The 16,441-nt window shown below is 23.8% G+C and carries 16 protein-coding genes and 1 pseudogene; 9 read left to right on the top strand and 8 right to left on the bottom strand.

Annotated elements, in window-relative coordinates; translation table 11 throughout:
- Positions 1-492 precede the first annotated feature (492 nt).
- Complete coding sequence (locus T523_RS03600) at positions 493-906, top strand: hypothetical protein (protein ID WP_042707560.1); 414 nt, start codon at positions 493-495, stop codon at positions 904-906.
- A gap of 296 nt (positions 907-1,202) precedes the next feature.
- Here T523_RS03600 and T523_RS03595 read toward each other — a convergent pair whose 3' ends face one another.
- The gene (locus T523_RS03595; RefSeq protein WP_052334630.1) at positions 1,203-2,615 is read right to left on the bottom strand and encodes an MFS transporter; all 1,413 of its coding nucleotides are present in this window, start codon (positions 2,613-2,615) and stop codon (positions 1,203-1,205) included.
- Positions 2,616-2,730: 115 nt separating this feature from the next.
- Positions 2,731-3,456 carry a tRNA-binding protein gene (locus T523_RS03590; RefSeq protein WP_042707559.1) on the bottom strand — a complete coding sequence of 242 codons (726 nt, stop codon included), beginning with the start codon at positions 3,454-3,456 and terminating at the stop codon, positions 2,731-2,733.
- Positions 3,457-4,006: 550 nt separating this feature from the next.
- Between T523_RS03590 and T523_RS03585 the strand changes: the two genes are divergently transcribed.
- From T523_RS03585 to T523_RS03570, 4 genes are all read left to right on the top strand, one after another.
- On the top strand, positions 4,007-4,405 hold the full coding sequence (locus T523_RS03585) for a PRC-barrel domain-containing protein (RefSeq protein ID WP_042707558.1): 399 nt from the start codon (positions 4,007-4,009) through the stop codon (positions 4,403-4,405).
- Positions 4,406-4,626: 221 nt separating this feature from the next.
- On the top strand, positions 4,627-5,391 hold the full coding sequence (locus tag T523_RS03580) for an aspartate dehydrogenase (protein WP_042707557.1): 765 nt from the start codon (positions 4,627-4,629) through the stop codon (positions 5,389-5,391).
- 336 nt (positions 5,392-5,727) lie between these two features.
- Positions 5,728-6,579: a tRNA(His) guanylyltransferase Thg1 family protein gene (locus T523_RS03575; protein WP_052334629.1), complete on the top strand. Its 852-nt coding sequence runs from the start codon at positions 5,728-5,730 to the stop codon at positions 6,577-6,579.
- 35 nt (positions 6,580-6,614) lie between these two features.
- Positions 6,615-7,373, top strand: coding sequence for a Mov34/MPN/PAD-1 family protein (locus T523_RS03570; protein WP_042707556.1), 759 nt, complete (start codon positions 6,615-6,617; stop codon positions 7,371-7,373).
- Between the two features lie 3 nt (positions 7,374-7,376).
- Here the strand turns inward: T523_RS03570 and T523_RS03565 are convergent, their stop codons facing one another.
- From T523_RS03565 to serA, 5 genes are all read right to left on the bottom strand, one after another.
- On the bottom strand, positions 7,377-8,168 hold the full coding sequence (locus T523_RS03565) for a 4Fe-4S binding protein (protein ID WP_042707555.1): 792 nt from the start codon (positions 8,166-8,168) through the stop codon (positions 7,377-7,379).
- A gap of 9 nt (positions 8,169-8,177) precedes the next feature.
- Complete coding sequence (locus tag T523_RS03560; protein ID WP_042707554.1) at positions 8,178-8,582, bottom strand: hypothetical protein; 405 nt, start codon at positions 8,580-8,582, stop codon at positions 8,178-8,180.
- A 4-nt stretch (positions 8,583-8,586) separates the two neighbouring features.
- Positions 8,587-8,985 (bottom strand): putative zinc-binding protein, encoded by a 399-nt coding sequence (locus T523_RS03555; protein ID WP_042707553.1) that lies wholly within the window; start codon positions 8,983-8,985, stop codon positions 8,587-8,589.
- 9 nt (positions 8,986-8,994) lie between these two features.
- Positions 8,995-9,375 carry an ArsR/SmtB family transcription factor gene (locus T523_RS03550; RefSeq protein WP_052334628.1) on the bottom strand — a complete coding sequence of 127 codons (381 nt, stop codon included), beginning with the start codon at positions 9,373-9,375 and terminating at the stop codon, positions 8,995-8,997.
- Positions 9,376-9,789: 414 nt separating this feature from the next.
- On the bottom strand, positions 9,790-11,361 hold the full coding sequence (gene serA, locus T523_RS03545; protein ID WP_042707552.1) for a phosphoglycerate dehydrogenase: 1,572 nt from the start codon (positions 11,359-11,361) through the stop codon (positions 9,790-9,792).
- A 462-nt stretch (positions 11,362-11,823) separates the two neighbouring features.
- Here serA and T523_RS03540 point away from each other — a divergent pair, with 462 nt between their 5' ends.
- Together T523_RS03540 and T523_RS03535 are read left to right on the top strand one after the other, a co-directional pair.
- A complete protein-coding gene (locus T523_RS03540) occupies positions 11,824-12,165 on the top strand; it encodes a heavy metal-binding domain-containing protein (protein ID WP_042707551.1) in 342 nt (113 codons plus the stop codon).
- 430 nt (positions 12,166-12,595) lie between these two features.
- The gene (locus T523_RS03535; protein ID WP_052334627.1) at positions 12,596-13,330 is read left to right on the top strand and encodes a hypothetical protein; all 735 of its coding nucleotides are present in this window, start codon (positions 12,596-12,598) and stop codon (positions 13,328-13,330) included.
- 126 nt (positions 13,331-13,456) lie between these two features.
- On the opposite strand, the gene T523_RS03530 is transcribed toward T523_RS03535, so the two are convergent.
- Positions 13,457-14,398, bottom strand: a complete 942-nt coding sequence (locus tag T523_RS03530; protein ID WP_042707550.1) for a transcriptional regulator — start codon at positions 14,396-14,398, stop codon at positions 13,457-13,459.
- A gap of 271 nt (positions 14,399-14,669) precedes the next feature.
- On the opposite strand from T523_RS03530, the gene T523_RS03525 reads away from it, so the two are divergent.
- Both T523_RS03525 and T523_RS08980 read left to right on the top strand, forming a co-directional pair.
- Positions 14,670-15,923: a TiaS agmantine-binding domain-containing protein gene (locus T523_RS03525; protein ID WP_394296272.1), complete on the top strand. Its 1,254-nt coding sequence runs from the start codon at positions 14,670-14,672 to the stop codon at positions 15,921-15,923.
- Between the two features lie 398 nt (positions 15,924-16,321).
- Positions 16,322-16,441 (top strand): annotated as a pseudogene (locus T523_RS08980) (IS5-like element ISMefo1 family transposase); the annotation flags it as partial.

Below are 16,441 nucleotides of genomic sequence, written 5' to 3'. Positions count from 1 at the left end.
AATTTATTTTCTTTTTTCTTCTTTTTTGAAATAAACATATTTATCTTTTTATAAATTTATTTTCTTTTTTCTTCTTTTTTGAAATAAACATATTTGTTGAAATCCTTTAAATTTGGGATATTTGTTTTCATTTTAAAAATTAAAATTCTAAAAAACAGGTTTTCAATATAATACTTACTATAAATTAGAAATTAAAATTTTAAAGTTTTATCTAATTTTTCAGATTAAAACTATTCTTTTGGGTATTATTTTTATTTAAAATTGTTAATTATGGTAAAAATTTTATTTTATTCGTAGGTTTTAAAACGGTTCTTTTCTTTTAATTGTCTAATTTAGTACTTTATTTTATTTAGTATTTTTTAATATTTTATATTCTTTTGTTTGTAGTTTTTAGAACTATCTATTTTATATATAAATTTTTATTTTTGATTTTAATAAAAAAATTTATATATTTATAATTTCTATTGATTATTAAATTAAGTTGTGTTATTTATGAAGGAAGATTATTTTAATATTGAAAAATGGGAAAACTGGTTGGATCATATAAAATATGAATGGGATAATGTATCGGTTGGTAAAAGTATAGCATTCAATATATCTGGTTTTAATGAAAAAATTATTTTGCTTACTAAAGAAGCAGATCATGTTAATTTTTCTATTGAAGAGAATCTTAATAGGGTTACTTCAGATGATGCAGATATCCTATTTGAAATTAAACCTATTGATTTAGATTTTGTTCTTAATGATTTTACATTACATAATTTTGAAAAACTTTTAAGATCTTGTCGTGCAATGATGTTTTTCTTAGTTAGTCCTAAAGTATTGTGTGATGATGGTTTCCATAATTTTTTAGAAGATATTGGTTTTGAAATTTCTTCCTCAGATGTTGTTCCTATTTTAGTATGATTTTTTTAATTAAAAATTATCTTTTTTAATATTTCTTAATAACCATAAAAGTATAATGTATTATTTTAAGAATGAGATTTTTAGAGATATATTTTATTTATCCTCTATCTTATACATGCTTTTTTTAATTATCTGGTTTTTTGAATTTAGTTTTTATGGTGTTAATTATATTTTTTAAATACTTTTTGGTTTTTTTTATGGGGTATATTTTTTTTAAGTATTGTTTTGGTTTTTAAAATTAGTATTTTTGGTTTTAAGTAAAAAATTAAAAAAAATAAGTTATGTAAATTTTTTTATTATATTTTATTTGCTGAAACTTTTTGTGGTTTACCATATATTGAAAGTATTATGACGATTATACTTAACACAATAGAAAGTATTCCAATATGGTGTAATCCTAATATTAAATCATTTGCTGCACTACCAAATAGTATATTTTTTTGCATAATTTGGCTTGGTACTGTAAATGAATATATTAAACTTCCATAACATACACCAAAACTTATACCTAAACTTCTAGATGTTGGAATAACTCCTGAAGCAGTACCACTATACTCTTCTGGAACTGAAACCATAATTGCTTTGTTAATTGGGGATTGTAAAAGACCACAACCAATTCCATAAATTGCAAACATTATGAATACATCAATTCCATGACTATTTATATTTGTATGAAGTAGTAATATTGCAGAAATTATACATACAATACATCCAAGAATTGTAGGTAATACTGGACCTTTTTTATCTGTAATTTCTCCACTAAGTGGTGCAATAAATATCATTAATATTGGTGCAGCACTTAATACAACACCTACCATTCCAGGGCCGTCATGAACTACTTTTTCTAAGAAATAAGGTAGTGCATAAATAAATAGGTATTCTGCGATATATGCTAAGTGGAGATTAATACTATTAGCAGTAAATGTTTTATTTTTAAATAGGTGAAGATTAATCAATGGATCTTCTGCATTCTTTTCTGCTTTAATAAATGCATATGTTGAAATTGCAGTTATTATTCCACATATTAATCCATATAAATAAAATTTATCTTCAATACAATTTAATGTAGTAATTACAAATAATGTTGCAAAGAAGATACTTATTAATCCTTTAATATCCCATACAACGTCCATTGTTTCAATTCTGTCTAATGAATAAATACTCATTATAAGAGTTATGATTCCAAGTGGAACATTAATTAAAAAAATTGCTCTCCAATTAAATAAACTTTGTAATATACCACCAATTGTTGGTCCTATTGCAAGTCCTACAGCTGCAAAGACAGAATAAATTCCATAAGCTTTACCTAAATGATTAACTGAAAAGGCTTTTTCTAAAATAATCATTGGGCTAGCAAGAAGAAGAGATCCTGTAATTCCTTGTAGGAATCTACTTAAAATTAATATTTCAATTGATGGTGAAAATGAACACATTGTAGATGTTATTATTAAACCAATTACACCTGAAATAAATACTTTGTCATGTCCATATTTATCTCCAAGTTTACTTGAAAAAAGTGCAAGCCCTATAAATGAGATAAAATAAGCTGTAGCAACAAGTCCTGTAATACCTACACTACTATTAAAGTAAATTCCAATATCTGGTAATGAAACATTTGAAATACTTGTATTTATTGAAGCCATCATTACTCCAAGTGACATTGCTGCAAGTATTGGCCATTTATTTGGTGATTCCTCCATATTTGCCATTATTATTTTTCCTTCTGAAATCTCTTTTTAATAAGTAATTTTGAATAATATTTAATATTATTGATTTTTTTTAAAAATCTCTTTATTAATTTATATTTTTTTAAAATAATGATTCTTATTTATCTAAAAAAGTGTCGATTAAATTACGTGTGGTATTTAATGATTCCATTGGTATTCCTTTAGGATTTTGACCAATTTCTCCTTGAACATCTTTTAAAATATTTCCATCAAAACCTAAAAACATTCCTTCTGAAACCTCACCAAAAAAGCTTTGTGGTGGAAGTAATGATACACCTACTTGGTTATTTTCTTTAACGTTTTTATCATTAGTAATTACTTGTACTGCTTTTTTACCAAGGTTTACATTACACATCATAAGATTATCTGCATTAGGATGTTTACTAACACTCATTACTTCTCCTTTTTTAATATCAATACCAATTATAGGGTCATTGATTGGACCATAAGATAATCTTTGTTTGAGTCCAAGAATTGAGTTTAAAAAGAATTGTACTTTTGCAATATTCTCTTCTGTTTTCTGTCTTTCATCTTTAGGAGTAGCATTTATAAAGTTATGATTCCATTCTTTTCCTCCTAAAAATTCAATAATTTTATTTGCATGTTCTTCTAACTCAATTACATCAGGACTATTTGTAAGATTCTCACCTTCTAAATAAGAATATTTTAAAGATTGGAATGCACTATTCATATTTTTAGCTTCATCAACTGCAGCTTTTTTATTCCAGTTTCCCCTAAAACTACCTGTACGTATAGTATTTAAAAAAACTTCTTGTGATTTCATTGCAATTAAAATTCTATAATCTTTAGATGTATCCCACATATAATATTCTCCAAAATTATCTTATATTGAAATCTTATTTTTATAAGATTAATGTTATTATTTCTATTTTATAATATTTATATACTTTTTCAGTATAAATTATGGTATTTTTAAACAATTTAAGAATTATTCTAATTTTTATTAATTTTGTTTAATTTATTATTTTTTTTTAATTTTTTTAAATAAGATAACATTAATCTATTTTTGGATTTTCTTGTGTAAATAGAATTTAAGTTAAATCTTTTTAAAATTTTAATTTTATTTTTTATTTAATCCTATAAATTTTTTAAAAAATTTTAATTTTATTTTTTGTTTAAAAATATTACTTAAAATTTAAGTATTGTTAATAAGATATTTATATTATGAATTAAACAAATATTTATTAATATAAAAGTTTTATAATTATTAAAATTATTATTTTAATTATTCGGCTATGTTGAAAACATGTTTTAAAAATTTAAATTATTTATTAATTAAATTTTAAATTCGAGAAAAATTAATCTTAAGAATTTCAACAGAGTCAATTATTATTTTTGACATGGTGAAGAATATGGTAGAAGTTTCAAACCTTCGTAATTTAGATATATATACAATACATGGAAAATATGTTGGTAAAGTTGAAGATGTAGTTCTTAACATTCGTTTAGGTACAATTTCAAAATTAGTTATTAGAGCAGTAGAACCTCAAAGAAATAGGGAAGTTGGATTTAGACAAATTATGAAAAGAGGTCTTCAAATGGTACCTGAAGAAGATGAAATGAGATCTTATCAAGAAGGTTCCTTTAATATTGGTTTTGATAAAGTTACTGCAATTGGAGATATTATCTTAATTAATACTCCTGATGTAAGACATAAAGTACCAGGTGCAAAAAGACCTAATGTTCCTCAAACACAAGCTCCTCAACAAGAAGTTGAAAATCAACAAGAAGTTCAAAATCCAAATTATTAATTTTTAATTAAAATTTTTATTTTTAAATTTTAATAATATTTTTAGGATTTTATTTATTTTTCGAATTAATTTTATAAATTTTATTTATTTCTATTTTATAGGTTTTACTATTTTTAATTTAAAATGGTTTTATTTAACTATTAATTTTATAAATATCTTTTATTAATTAATTTATTTTTATTTTGAAGTTTTAAAATAGTTTTTTAAGTTAAGTGATTTTAATGATAGTTGGAATTGTTGGTTGTGGTGCAATAGCTCATATTATTGCTCAAAATATTAAAGATGAAAATACTAATATTGAAATAAAATATTTCTATGATAAAGATGGAAAAAGAGCTGAAGAGCTTGCAAATTTCGTTAATGGTATAGCTGTTTCAAATTTTGAAGATATGCTCGGTAATGTGGATCTTGTTCTTGAAGCTGCATCTCAAAGTTCAGTAAGAGAAACTGCACTTAAAGTATTAAATAGTGGTACTGATATAATAACCATGAGTGTTGGTGCATTAATGGATACTGAATTAAGAAATGAATTGATTCAATCTGCAAAAGATAATAATGCAAAAATTTATGCTCCTTCTGGTGCAATTACTGGAGTAGATACTATTAAAGCAGCATCTATTAAAAATATTTCTAGTATTAGTTTAACTACTCGTAAATCTCCTAAATCTCTTGGAAGAGATATAGATAAAAAAGAAGTTTTATTTGAGGGTAAAGCATCTGAAGCTGTTAAAGAATTTCCTAAAAATATTAATGTAGCAGCAACATTATCTTTAGCATCTGGAATGGATATTGATGTTAAAATTATTGTTGATCCTGAAGTAAGTAGGAATATTCATGAAGTTGTTGTTAAAGGTGATTTTGGAGAATTAAAAACACGTACAATGAATTTCCCATCTACTGCAAATCCTAAAACAAGTATGTTAGCAGCACTTTCTGCAATTAAACTTTTAAGGAGTTTAGATGAACATTTTATAATAGGAACATAATTTTTATTAATTTTTATTTTTAACTTTTTTTTAAAATTTTATTATTTAGTTTATATGCTTTTTTAATATAAAATATTTATAATATTTAAATTAAAAATTATATATATTATAAATTTTTTTAATTTTTTATTAATTAAAATTTATAGATTTTTTAATAATTGTCAAACTTTAATTAGTATATAAATAATTTATACAAGTTTAAACTTCGTTGAAACTCTTTAAATTAAAAATATATTTATTTCTAATTTTAAAATACTTAATTTTAGAATAAATCTATTAATTACAACTTTTTTAACTAGGTTTGAATTTATTTATATTAATAATACAGGTGTAAAAATGTCTAATAATTCTATGAAAGATTTTGAAATTTATTCTAATTTAAAAGTTTCACAAGCAAATAAAATAATTATTCGTTTAGATGGACGTAATTTCCATACTTTATCTAGTGATTTAAATTTTAATAAACCATATGATTCACGTTTTGCAAAAGCTATGTCTGATGTTTGTACTGATATTATGAAAGAATTTTCTCCAGTATTTATATATAGTTTTTCTGATGAAATTAATATTTTACTTAATGATATTCCATTTAATGGTAGAGTTGAAAAATTAAACTCTGTATTTGCAAGCTTTGCATCAGGTTCATTAACTTCAAGATTATTAAACGAATTTCCTATTGATAATGAAAAATTATTTAATCAAGAAGATTATGAAGAAGAATATGAACGTTTTAAAAAAGTTTTAGGTCTTGGAACTAAGAATAATACTAATTCTTTAACATTTAGAAAACCTATTTCTTTTGATTCCCGTATTATCCCATTAAGTGATGATGAAATTTCTGATTACTTTAAATGGAGACAAGATGAATCTTGGAGAAATTGTATTAATGGTTATGGTATATGGTCATTAAAAAGAAAATATCCTGCTGATGTTGCAGCATCTAAATTATTTGGTTTAGATATGTCTGATATTAAAGATTTATTATCTGAAGAAGGCATTGATTTTAATGAAATTGACAATTGGAAAAAAAGAGGTTTTGCAGTTTATAAAAATTTACATCATGTAAAACAATATAATAAAAAAACAGATACTGAAGATGTTGTTGTTAAAAAATATTTATATAGAGACTTTAATCTTCCTAAATTTGATAGAAAATTCTTTGTTAAAAAAGACTTAATTGAAAATTAAATATAAATTTAATAATATTTAAAGGGGATGTGATTTTGGGTTTATTTTCGAAGATATTTGGTTCTAAAGATAATTCCTTTGATAAAATATGTGTAGATAAGGAAGTACTTGAATCTGTTGTTTATTATGCAAAAGAAGCATATCCTCATGAATTTTTATCTATGTTTGATGGAACTATTAAGAACCATATTTTATATATCACTAGTTTAATATTCATTCCTGGTGAAACTTCTGATACTGGTGCAGTTCTTCATTATGATCAGATTCCACCTAATACAAAGTATTATGGTACTGTCCATTCTCATCCTGGACCAAGTGCTGAGCCTTCTGATGCAGATTTAATGACATTTTCAAAAAGAGGGGTTTTTCATATGATTTTAAGATTACCTTATAGTCTTCAAACTTTTAAAGCATATGATTCTAGTGGTAATCCTATAGGTTATACTATTGGGGATTATAGTGATATTCGTAATGATGAACTTAATCTTGATGAATTTTTTGATGAAGATGATATTTTAAAAGATGGTGAAACTTTTTCTGATGAGGCAGAAAAATTTTTAGATGATATTGAGGATAATCCAAAAAATTATGATGATTTTGATAAACTATATAAAGAAACAGATTATATTCCATCAGAAGTTATTAATCCTATTGTTATTGGTCCTGATGATTTAGATGAAAATAATTCTATTGTAATTGATGCAGAAGATGCAAAAAGAGGTATTTCTATAAATCTTGAGCCAGGAATGCCAATACCTAAAATTATTATAAAAAATAAAGAGGATAATAAATAAATTTTATTTTTTATTTATTCTTTTATTAAATTTTATGAATTTTCTTTTTATATCATTGTAATTTTTTTTATAAAATGGACAGTTACTTATACAATAAGAACAACCTTCATTACAACCTTTACATTTTTTAGCATTTAATTTATTATCTTCACTCAATGCATTATATTTACATGCTTTTATACATTTTTTACAACGTTTACAATATTCTTTAATCCAAGAATAATCTTCTTTATTTTTATTTTTAGGTAAATCCACACTAGTTAGTATCACTGAAAACTTTACTTTTGGACCAAATTTTGGAGTTATAAGTAATCCACTTCTTCCAATTTCTCCTAAGTTTGCTTTAGCAGCTATTTTTGAGAAATTTATGTACTCTTCATATTCTGGATGAATTACTTCTGTGTCTATATTGTTTTTTCTTAGGAAATCTGAAAGTTTATATGTTTTATTTGCAAGTTCTTCATAAAAATAATCACTATATGATTTGGCCAATACGCCAGGTTCTGTTTTTATTATTTTATCATATAATTCATAAACTAAAACTATTGCATTATCATATTCTAATGGTGCATTATTTAAAATTAAATCGGAACTTACTTTTGTAAAACCAATATCTGTAAAACCCTCCTTTTTTGATAATCCTATAAATTTATTAATAATTTTTTCATCATATTCATATTTTATTTTTGATGGTTTGTTTATCTTAGATTTATCATAATTTACTTTAATGTCAAACTCGTTATTTTTGATGAGTTCCTTTAATTCTTCATTATTTTCTTTTGCTTTTATTTTCATTTTAACTCCTTAGCAACAACAACATGAGCAAGAATTGTTATTTATATTTAAACCAATTTTTGATAAGAATGGTTCATATCCTTCTTTAATAAGCTTTTTAACTCCTACTAAATCATATATTTTAATTTCATCTTGGGCTGTTAATTCTGTAAATTTACTGAACTTATCTTCATCTAATATTTTATTAACATCTTCCTCTTTTATTTCAAATAGTATGTCTGCAGTTTTTTCATTAATCTCTTCAATGTTATTAAGCAATGATACATTAATCCCATTTTCCACTTTTTCAAATATTATAAGTTCATTTTCATTTGTATTTATTAAAAACGCTATTTTTCTATGTTTATTTATTCCAGAAAATAAAAATTTTGAATTATTTGCCCATTTATCCCATTTTTCTATATTGATCTCCATTTTATCACTCTAATTTATTTGCTTTTTCTATTAATATTTTTTTAATATGTTCTATTGCAATTTCTTCTCTTTTTCCACATCTTGCAGGATTTATTGGTCTCACTTCGCAATTTTCAAGTTCTTTATCTACATTAATTGTTTCATCTGCTTTAATGTTTTTATTATTAAGAATTTTGTTTACACAGCAATTTTCACATCCATTCACTGCAATTATTGGATATTTATTGATTATTCTTTTAATTAGTTTATTTGATTCTGCAGCGGTTGAAGGTATACAAATGTGTATTATGTTATCTGATTCTTTTTGTGCATCATATACTGCAACTCTACTTACAAGTCCATTAGCACTCATTCCAGTACATGCTGCAAGAGCTACTTTTTCATTTTTCTCTTTAATTATCATGGTCTTACCTTATTTCTTTGTAATTTTAAATGATGAGAAATTATAAACTGTCTTCTTATCAAATATAATATTTAATCCATTTATTATACCTGGATTTTTAAGTGAATAATAAATCCATTGCCCTTTTTTTCGCCAGTCAACTATCTTCGCTTTTTTTAATATATTTAAATGGTGTGAAATTGTAGATTGTGATTTATTTAGTGTTTCAATTATTTGGCATACGCAGAGTTCGTCGGTTTTAGATAATATATAAACTATTTTTAATCTTGTTGGATCTGCTAGTGCCTTTATAATCTCTGCTTCATTCGATATTTCACTATCTTCGGGTATTTTTTCTAGAATTGGATTTAAGTTTATTTTATCGCATTCACCATCGGTACATAATTTCATATAAAATAATTGTATTTCGATATATTTAAGTTTATCGAATTACTATTTTAAAAATTTATTTAATGTATTTAAATAATTATTCAAAGGTTAAAATTAGTTTATTTTTATATTGTTTTTCTTATTTTTATTATTTATTATTTTAAAAATCTTATAAATGATTAAATTTAATTATATTATTTTTTTATTTTATCTAATTTTATAATTTTTTAATTAAAAATTACTTATTAATTTATTTAAAAATAATATTTTTTTAAAATCATTTTTTTTTTTAAAAAAGAGCTTTCTTGAAATTATCAAAATTTTTAGAATAAATTTTCTTAAAATTGATTTTTAAATATTAAATCTTGTTTAAATTTTTATAAAAAATAGGATTTTAATATACTATAAAAAAGAAAAAATAGTTAAAATTATAATTTATAATTTAATTTTAACTGCATCGTGAACATTTTCAAGTTCACTTAATTCTTTTAAGATGTCTTCAGGAATTTCATGATCTACTGTTAAAATCATAACTGCATTTCCACCAACAGTGTCTCTACCAATTTGCATGACACCAACATTGATGTTTGCTTCTCCTAATTTAGTGCCGATTGTGCCAATGGTTCCAGGTACATCTTTGTATCTTGCAATAAACATATGTCCTTCAGGTTTAACATCTACCCAATAATCATTTACTTTTAATATTTTTGGTTCATGAAGAACTGTTCCTTCTGCTGAGAATTCATCATTATCAGATTTACCTGTTACTTTAATAAAGGAATCGTATCCTTTTGCATCTTTTTTGCTTCCTTCAGTTACAGAAATACCTCTACTTTCAGCTACTGCAGGTGCATTAACAACAGTTACTGGGCTACTTAAAATAGGATTTAATAATCCTTGTAATATGCTTCTAGTGAAAATTTCTTTATTTTTTAATTCTCCAATTTTTCCACCATAAATAACTGAAACTTCTTTAACTTGGCCATTAATAGATTGTGAAATAAAACTACCTAATTTTTGAGATAATTCTAAATATTTTGAAGAATCTTCAAAATCACTATTATTCATTCTAGGCATATTAATTACATTATTTGGGGTTTTACCATCATATAAATCTTTAATTTCATCAGCAATAATGATAGCTGCTCCTTTTTGAGCTTCCCTAGTTGATGCTGCAATATGTGGAGTACATACAATATTATCAAGTTCGAATAATTTATTTTCTTTTGCAGGTTCTTCTTCATATACATCTAAAGCTGCTCCACCTATTTTTCCATCTTTAAGAGCATGATATAATGCATCTTCATCAATGATTCCACCACGAGCACAATTTATAATAATTGCATTTTCTTTCATTATTGCAAATTGTTCAGTTGAAATTAAATGTGTGGTTTCTGGGGTAAGTGGAACATGTATAGTAATAACATCTGCATTTTTAAGAACATCATCTAAATCAGTAAGTTTAACTCCCATGTCTTGAGCAACTTCTGGAGGTAAGTATGGGTCGTATGCCATAGCACTCATTTCAAATGCTTTACATCTTTTTACTACTTGGGAACCAATTCTACCCATTCCAATAACACCAAGGGTTTTACCTTTAAGTTCCATTCCTTTGAATAATTTTTTCTCCCATTTACCTTCTTTAGTGGATTTATCAGCAATAGCGATTTTACGTGCTACAGATAACATTAATCCCATAGTATGTTCAGCTACAGTTATTGAAGTTGATTCTGGTGCATTAACTACCATAATTCCTCTTTTGGTAGCAGCATCAAGATCAATATTATCTACTCCTACACCAGCTCTTCCAATAATTTTGAGGTTATCTGCTGCTTCAATAATGTCAGCAGTCATTTTAGTTCTACTTCTTACTGCAATTCCATCATATTCTTTAATGGTTTCTTTTAATTGTTCTGGTGTAATTGAAGTATCAACTACAACATCTGCAAATTCTTTAAGTTTGTCTATACCTTTTTGGTCAATTGCATCAGCAACGAGTACTTTCATCATTTCACCTGAAATAATATTTTTTTTATTATTGTATAATTTTAAAGTTATTTTCTATTTAATATAAAATTAGTTAGTTTAAAAAGTTTTTATTTCATCTCTTATTTATTGAAACAAATTTTTTAAAGTTATGAAAACTTTGTTTATTTTAAACATTTTATAATCTTAAAATATTTTATTTAAAAAATATTTAATTAAAACAAAGTTTTGATTTATATTATTATATAAAAATTTATATAAAATAACATCTTAATTAATTATATAAAATACTAATTTATATTATAGGTTTATTTATGTAATTCTTGATATTTAAATTTATGATTAAAGTAAATTTTTGTATTTTTTTAAAATTTATTTTAATAAAAATTAATTAATTTGAATTTAAATTTTTAAGATTTATTAATTTTTAATTTTAAAAATTTTTATTTTTAGTTAATTATTATATTTAAAATAGGTGTTAATATGGTTAAAGTAGAAGAGTTTCCATTATCCTCTGCAAACTTTTTGCCCGGATATGAAATCTTAGAAACTAAAGGGTTTGTATATGGTTTGACTGTCCGTGCTCGTGGTCTTGGTGGAGATATTGGTGCAGGACTTAAAGGTCTTATTGGTGGAGAGATTAAACAGTATGTTAAAATGATGGAAGAGTCAAGGGATGAATCTATTAATAGATGTATTGGCCATGCAAAAGACATAGGGGCTAATGCTATTATTTCTTTAAGACTTGATTCAGATTCAATTTCTGCTAATATGCAAGAAGTTTTAGCATATGGTACTGCAGTTGTTGTTAAAAAATTAGATTGATTTAATTTTTAATTAAATTTATTAATTATATTTTAATTTAAAATTTGATTTTGCTTATTGAATTTATTAAATTCAATACAATTTTATTTTTAATTTTAAAATTAGTTGTTTTAGAAGTTTATATTTTAAATAAGTTTTAATAAGTTTTTTTTTAATGTTTTTATGATTTTCTTAAAATTTAATTTAATATAAATCTTTTATATTTTTATAAACTCACTATTTTTAATTATTAATAATACTTTATTAATTTGATTATATTTTTAGGTATACTAATTTTAAAAATTATTAATATTATATAATAGATATTTACATAAACAAATGTATACTATTATTTTAATTTTAATTATTTTTTGGTGTTGATATTATTTTTGAAGATAATTTAAATTATAAAGGATTAAGTATTCCTCGTGGAATTTTAGGTTATGCTCCTATGACTTGTGAAGGTTATTTTGGTCATAGAACTAGGTTATATGAGATAGATTTGTATAATAAACCTGATGCTATTTCTAAAATTATTAATAAATCATTTGATGAAGGTATTCATAGTATGAATATCCCAAATAATCAATTTATTCTTGATGGTTTAGATATTGCTAAAAAAGAAGGAGCTGAAATGGAAATTATTGCTACTATTGGCCATACTAAAATTAATTATTTAATGCCTGATATGGAAAGAGCACGTCAAGAAGCAGATTGTTTAGGAGATATTGGGACTTTTTCTAAATATGATTCTCAGATTATGTTAATTGATGACTTTTTAGTTGATGCATATGATTGGGATTATACTTCCTCTATACTTGAAGAAATTAAAGATTCTGGTGCATTAGCAGGTATTATTACTTCACGTCCATTTGAAACTAGCCGTCAACTTGCAGAAGGAAAATTAGATTCTAATTTATATGATTTTTATATGCTTCCAATTAATAAAATAGGATATACTATGGATGTAGACTTTTTTATGGATGAAGAACAAAAAGAAATGTCAAATTTATTAAATAAAATTAATAAAAAAATTATTGTTTCAAGAATATTAGCATGTGGTATTCAGAGTCCTAAAGAAGCTTTTACTTTCCTTAAAACACTTGATTATGTTGATATGGTAGCTGTAAGTGTTGCATCAGAACGTGAGGCTGAACAAACTTTTAGTACATTTAGAGAAATTTAATTTTTATATTATTTTAATTCTAAACTTATGAATTTAAAAAGTAGTAAATTTTATATTGTTTTTTATTAAAAAAAGTTTATATTTGCTTAATAAGCTTTGTATTAAAAATAGTATATTAAAGAAGAACTATTCATTAGCTCTTTCTTTAACTAATTTTATAAATTTAGCTGAATCATCAGCTTCTTTTAATTCCCATGATTTAATTACAGGAATTCCTTCAATTGATTCTTTAAATTTATCGTTTTTAATAATGAAGAAAGGATTTGCTGAAGTAATTAATGATAAATCTTTAAGAGGAACTGCCATCCTTTTAAGAGTTTTAATATCTCTATTTTTTTCTAAATCAGTAATTAGAGGACTTTCTTTATTTTTTTTATCAGTATTTGGTTTTGCAAGTGCATCAAATGGTGATTTTTTTGTAGAAACTACTCCAAATCCTAATTTAGCAAGATCATTATTATCATTGGTTTCTATATCTTCATTATTTTGGTAAGGTTCTAATAAATCAATATCAAATGTGATTTTAGTATTTAAAACTTCTTCTAGCATCATTGCAGTTTCAATGTTTGCTTTAACTTTTCCATTTTCGTAGTTGTATATGGTTTCACGAGATACATGAGCTAAATTTGCAAGATCTTTTAATGATAGGGAATATTTATCTCTACATTCTTTTAATACATCTCCATTAATATTAACAAAGTATCCTCCACGATCAGCTAAAACTTCTGGGAACTCATTATTAATAATCATATTTTTAAATGTATTAATACTTACTGCAGGAATACCATGTCTTTCATATACAACATCTTCTTCTAATAGATGGTTTCTTGTTTTAAGTCCTACAAGTATTGGGCTTGCTAAAAAGACATTAGATATTTTCCTAATTTCTTCTACATGTGATTCATTAACACTATCAATATTAACAAGTGCTTTCATCAATAATAATATAAGTTGTCTACGAGCTAACATATCAAAACAACTTTGATTATAAATATTTGAGGTTTGAAAACCTTCTGTTGTTAATATTTTATTAATTTCTTGAATCAATTGCTTCCTATTTGTTACCATAGGAAACCACCTCATGATTTTTTTATTATTTTATTATAGTATTATTTATGTTATTTATACTTAAAAGGATTTATTATTTTTTTCTTATTTATTCAAATTTTTTATTAAATAATATATGCTTAATTAATTTTTTTTATTATTTTTCAATTTTTATATAATATTTTTATCTTATTTTTGTATTTTTATAGTTTATTTAAGTTCTTATAATTTTATTAAGTATTATTACTATATATTTAATGGTATAAATTTAGGATGTGTTATTATAAGTTATATTTATGTGGGAATTGATGATACTGATTCTCCTGATGGTATGTGTACTACATATCTTTGTAATGTTTTATTAAAGAAACTTAAATCTGAAGGTTATATAATTGATGGATTTCCTAGATTAATTAGATTAAATCCTTTTGCACCACATAAAACACGTGGAAATGGTGGAGTTTCTTTTAAACTTCCTAAAGAACAATTTAAAACTAAAAGTTTAGATGTTTTAAAGAAAATTATTTTAGATGAAGTTGAAGAACTTGCAATGTTTGATTGTGATAATACTAATCCAGGAGTCGTTTTTTATGATGGTGAAATAACTGAAGAAATGGAAAATTATGCATACAGAACACTTCATGAAATTATTTCCATTAAAGAAGCAGAAGATTTTGCAAATCATATTGGTGCAGAGATACATAAATTTAAGAAAGGTAGAGGAATTATTGGATCTCTTGCAGCAATGAGTTGTAAACTTACTGATTATACATATGAACTTTTGGCATATAGGACTCCTGAAAATAGAGGAACTAAACGTCATATTGATTATGATTCTGTTGTACGTATGGATAGGGAAACTGATACATTTGAAAATATTGATGGTAAATATATGGCTATAGAACCAAATACTCCATGTCCAGTATTATATGGTATTCGTGCAAATGATTATCATAGTTTAGAAAAAGCTCGTGAGATTGTAAAATTAGGTGAACCTGTTGAATCTTATTGTATATTTTTAACAAATCAACATACAGATATGCATTTAGCAAGAGCAGAAAATATTGCTAATATGAAACAATATAGTTCATATATAGTTGATGGTATTGTTAAAGATAAACCATACACTATTGAAGGAGGTCATTTATTCTTTACACTAATGGATGATTCTGGTGAAATTGAAGCAGCAGCTTATGAACCAACTAAAAATTTTAGAAAAATTGTTGCTAAACTTAGACCTGGAGATAAAATACGTTTATATGGTGGTATTGGTAAAGAAAACACTTATAATATTGAAAAATTTAAGGTTTTAAAATTAAATGATGTAATTTATAAAAATCCAGTATGTCCTAAATGTAATAAAACAATGACTTCTGCTGGTAAAAATAAAGGATTTAAATGTAAACATTGTGATTATAAAATAAGAAATTCAAATAAAATACCACATAAAATTAAACGTAGCCTTGAAAATGGTAAGTTTTATGAAACTCCTGTTTCAGCACGTAGACATCTTGCAAAACCTCTTGTTAGAATGAATTTAGAGTAGTTTTAATATTTTTTTATTTTTTTAATATCTTTTTAGGGATTAAAAAAATAAATCGCTTTTTATATTTTTTATTTTAATTTTTCTTAATTTGCTTTTTAGGAACATTTTTTTTTCACTTTCTGTTTTTTTATTTTATTTTATTTTTTAAAAATTTTTTAGGTATTTTATTTTCTATTTAAATTATTTTTAGTTTTTTATATTTTATTCTAATATTTTTTAGGGGCCTGAATTTTTGACTTGTTTTTGAGCCCTCATTTTTCTTATTTTTATATTTTTAATTATTGTATATTCTTGTTTTGTAATAATACAATTGTAAAATTAGTAATTTAATAAAAAAAGGTCGTTTAAACCAATAAATTTAAATAATAAGTGCAACAAATATATATTTGACGATTAAAATGTTGCATAACTTAAATTTTGATAAAAACGACCCAAATTATATTATGTTGGACAAAATATTTAAAATTATTGGTTCTAGAAAATCAAAACAAATATTTTCATCTAATGGTTTTAAAAAC

Source organism: Methanobrevibacter wolinii SH (assembly GCF_000621965.1).
GTDB classification, from domain to species: Archaea; Methanobacteriota; Methanobacteria; order Methanobacteriales; family Methanobacteriaceae; genus Methanarmilla; species Methanarmilla wolinii.
Note: the sequence above shows the minus strand (reverse complement) of the source record. Positions and strands in the feature narration are given on the sequence as shown.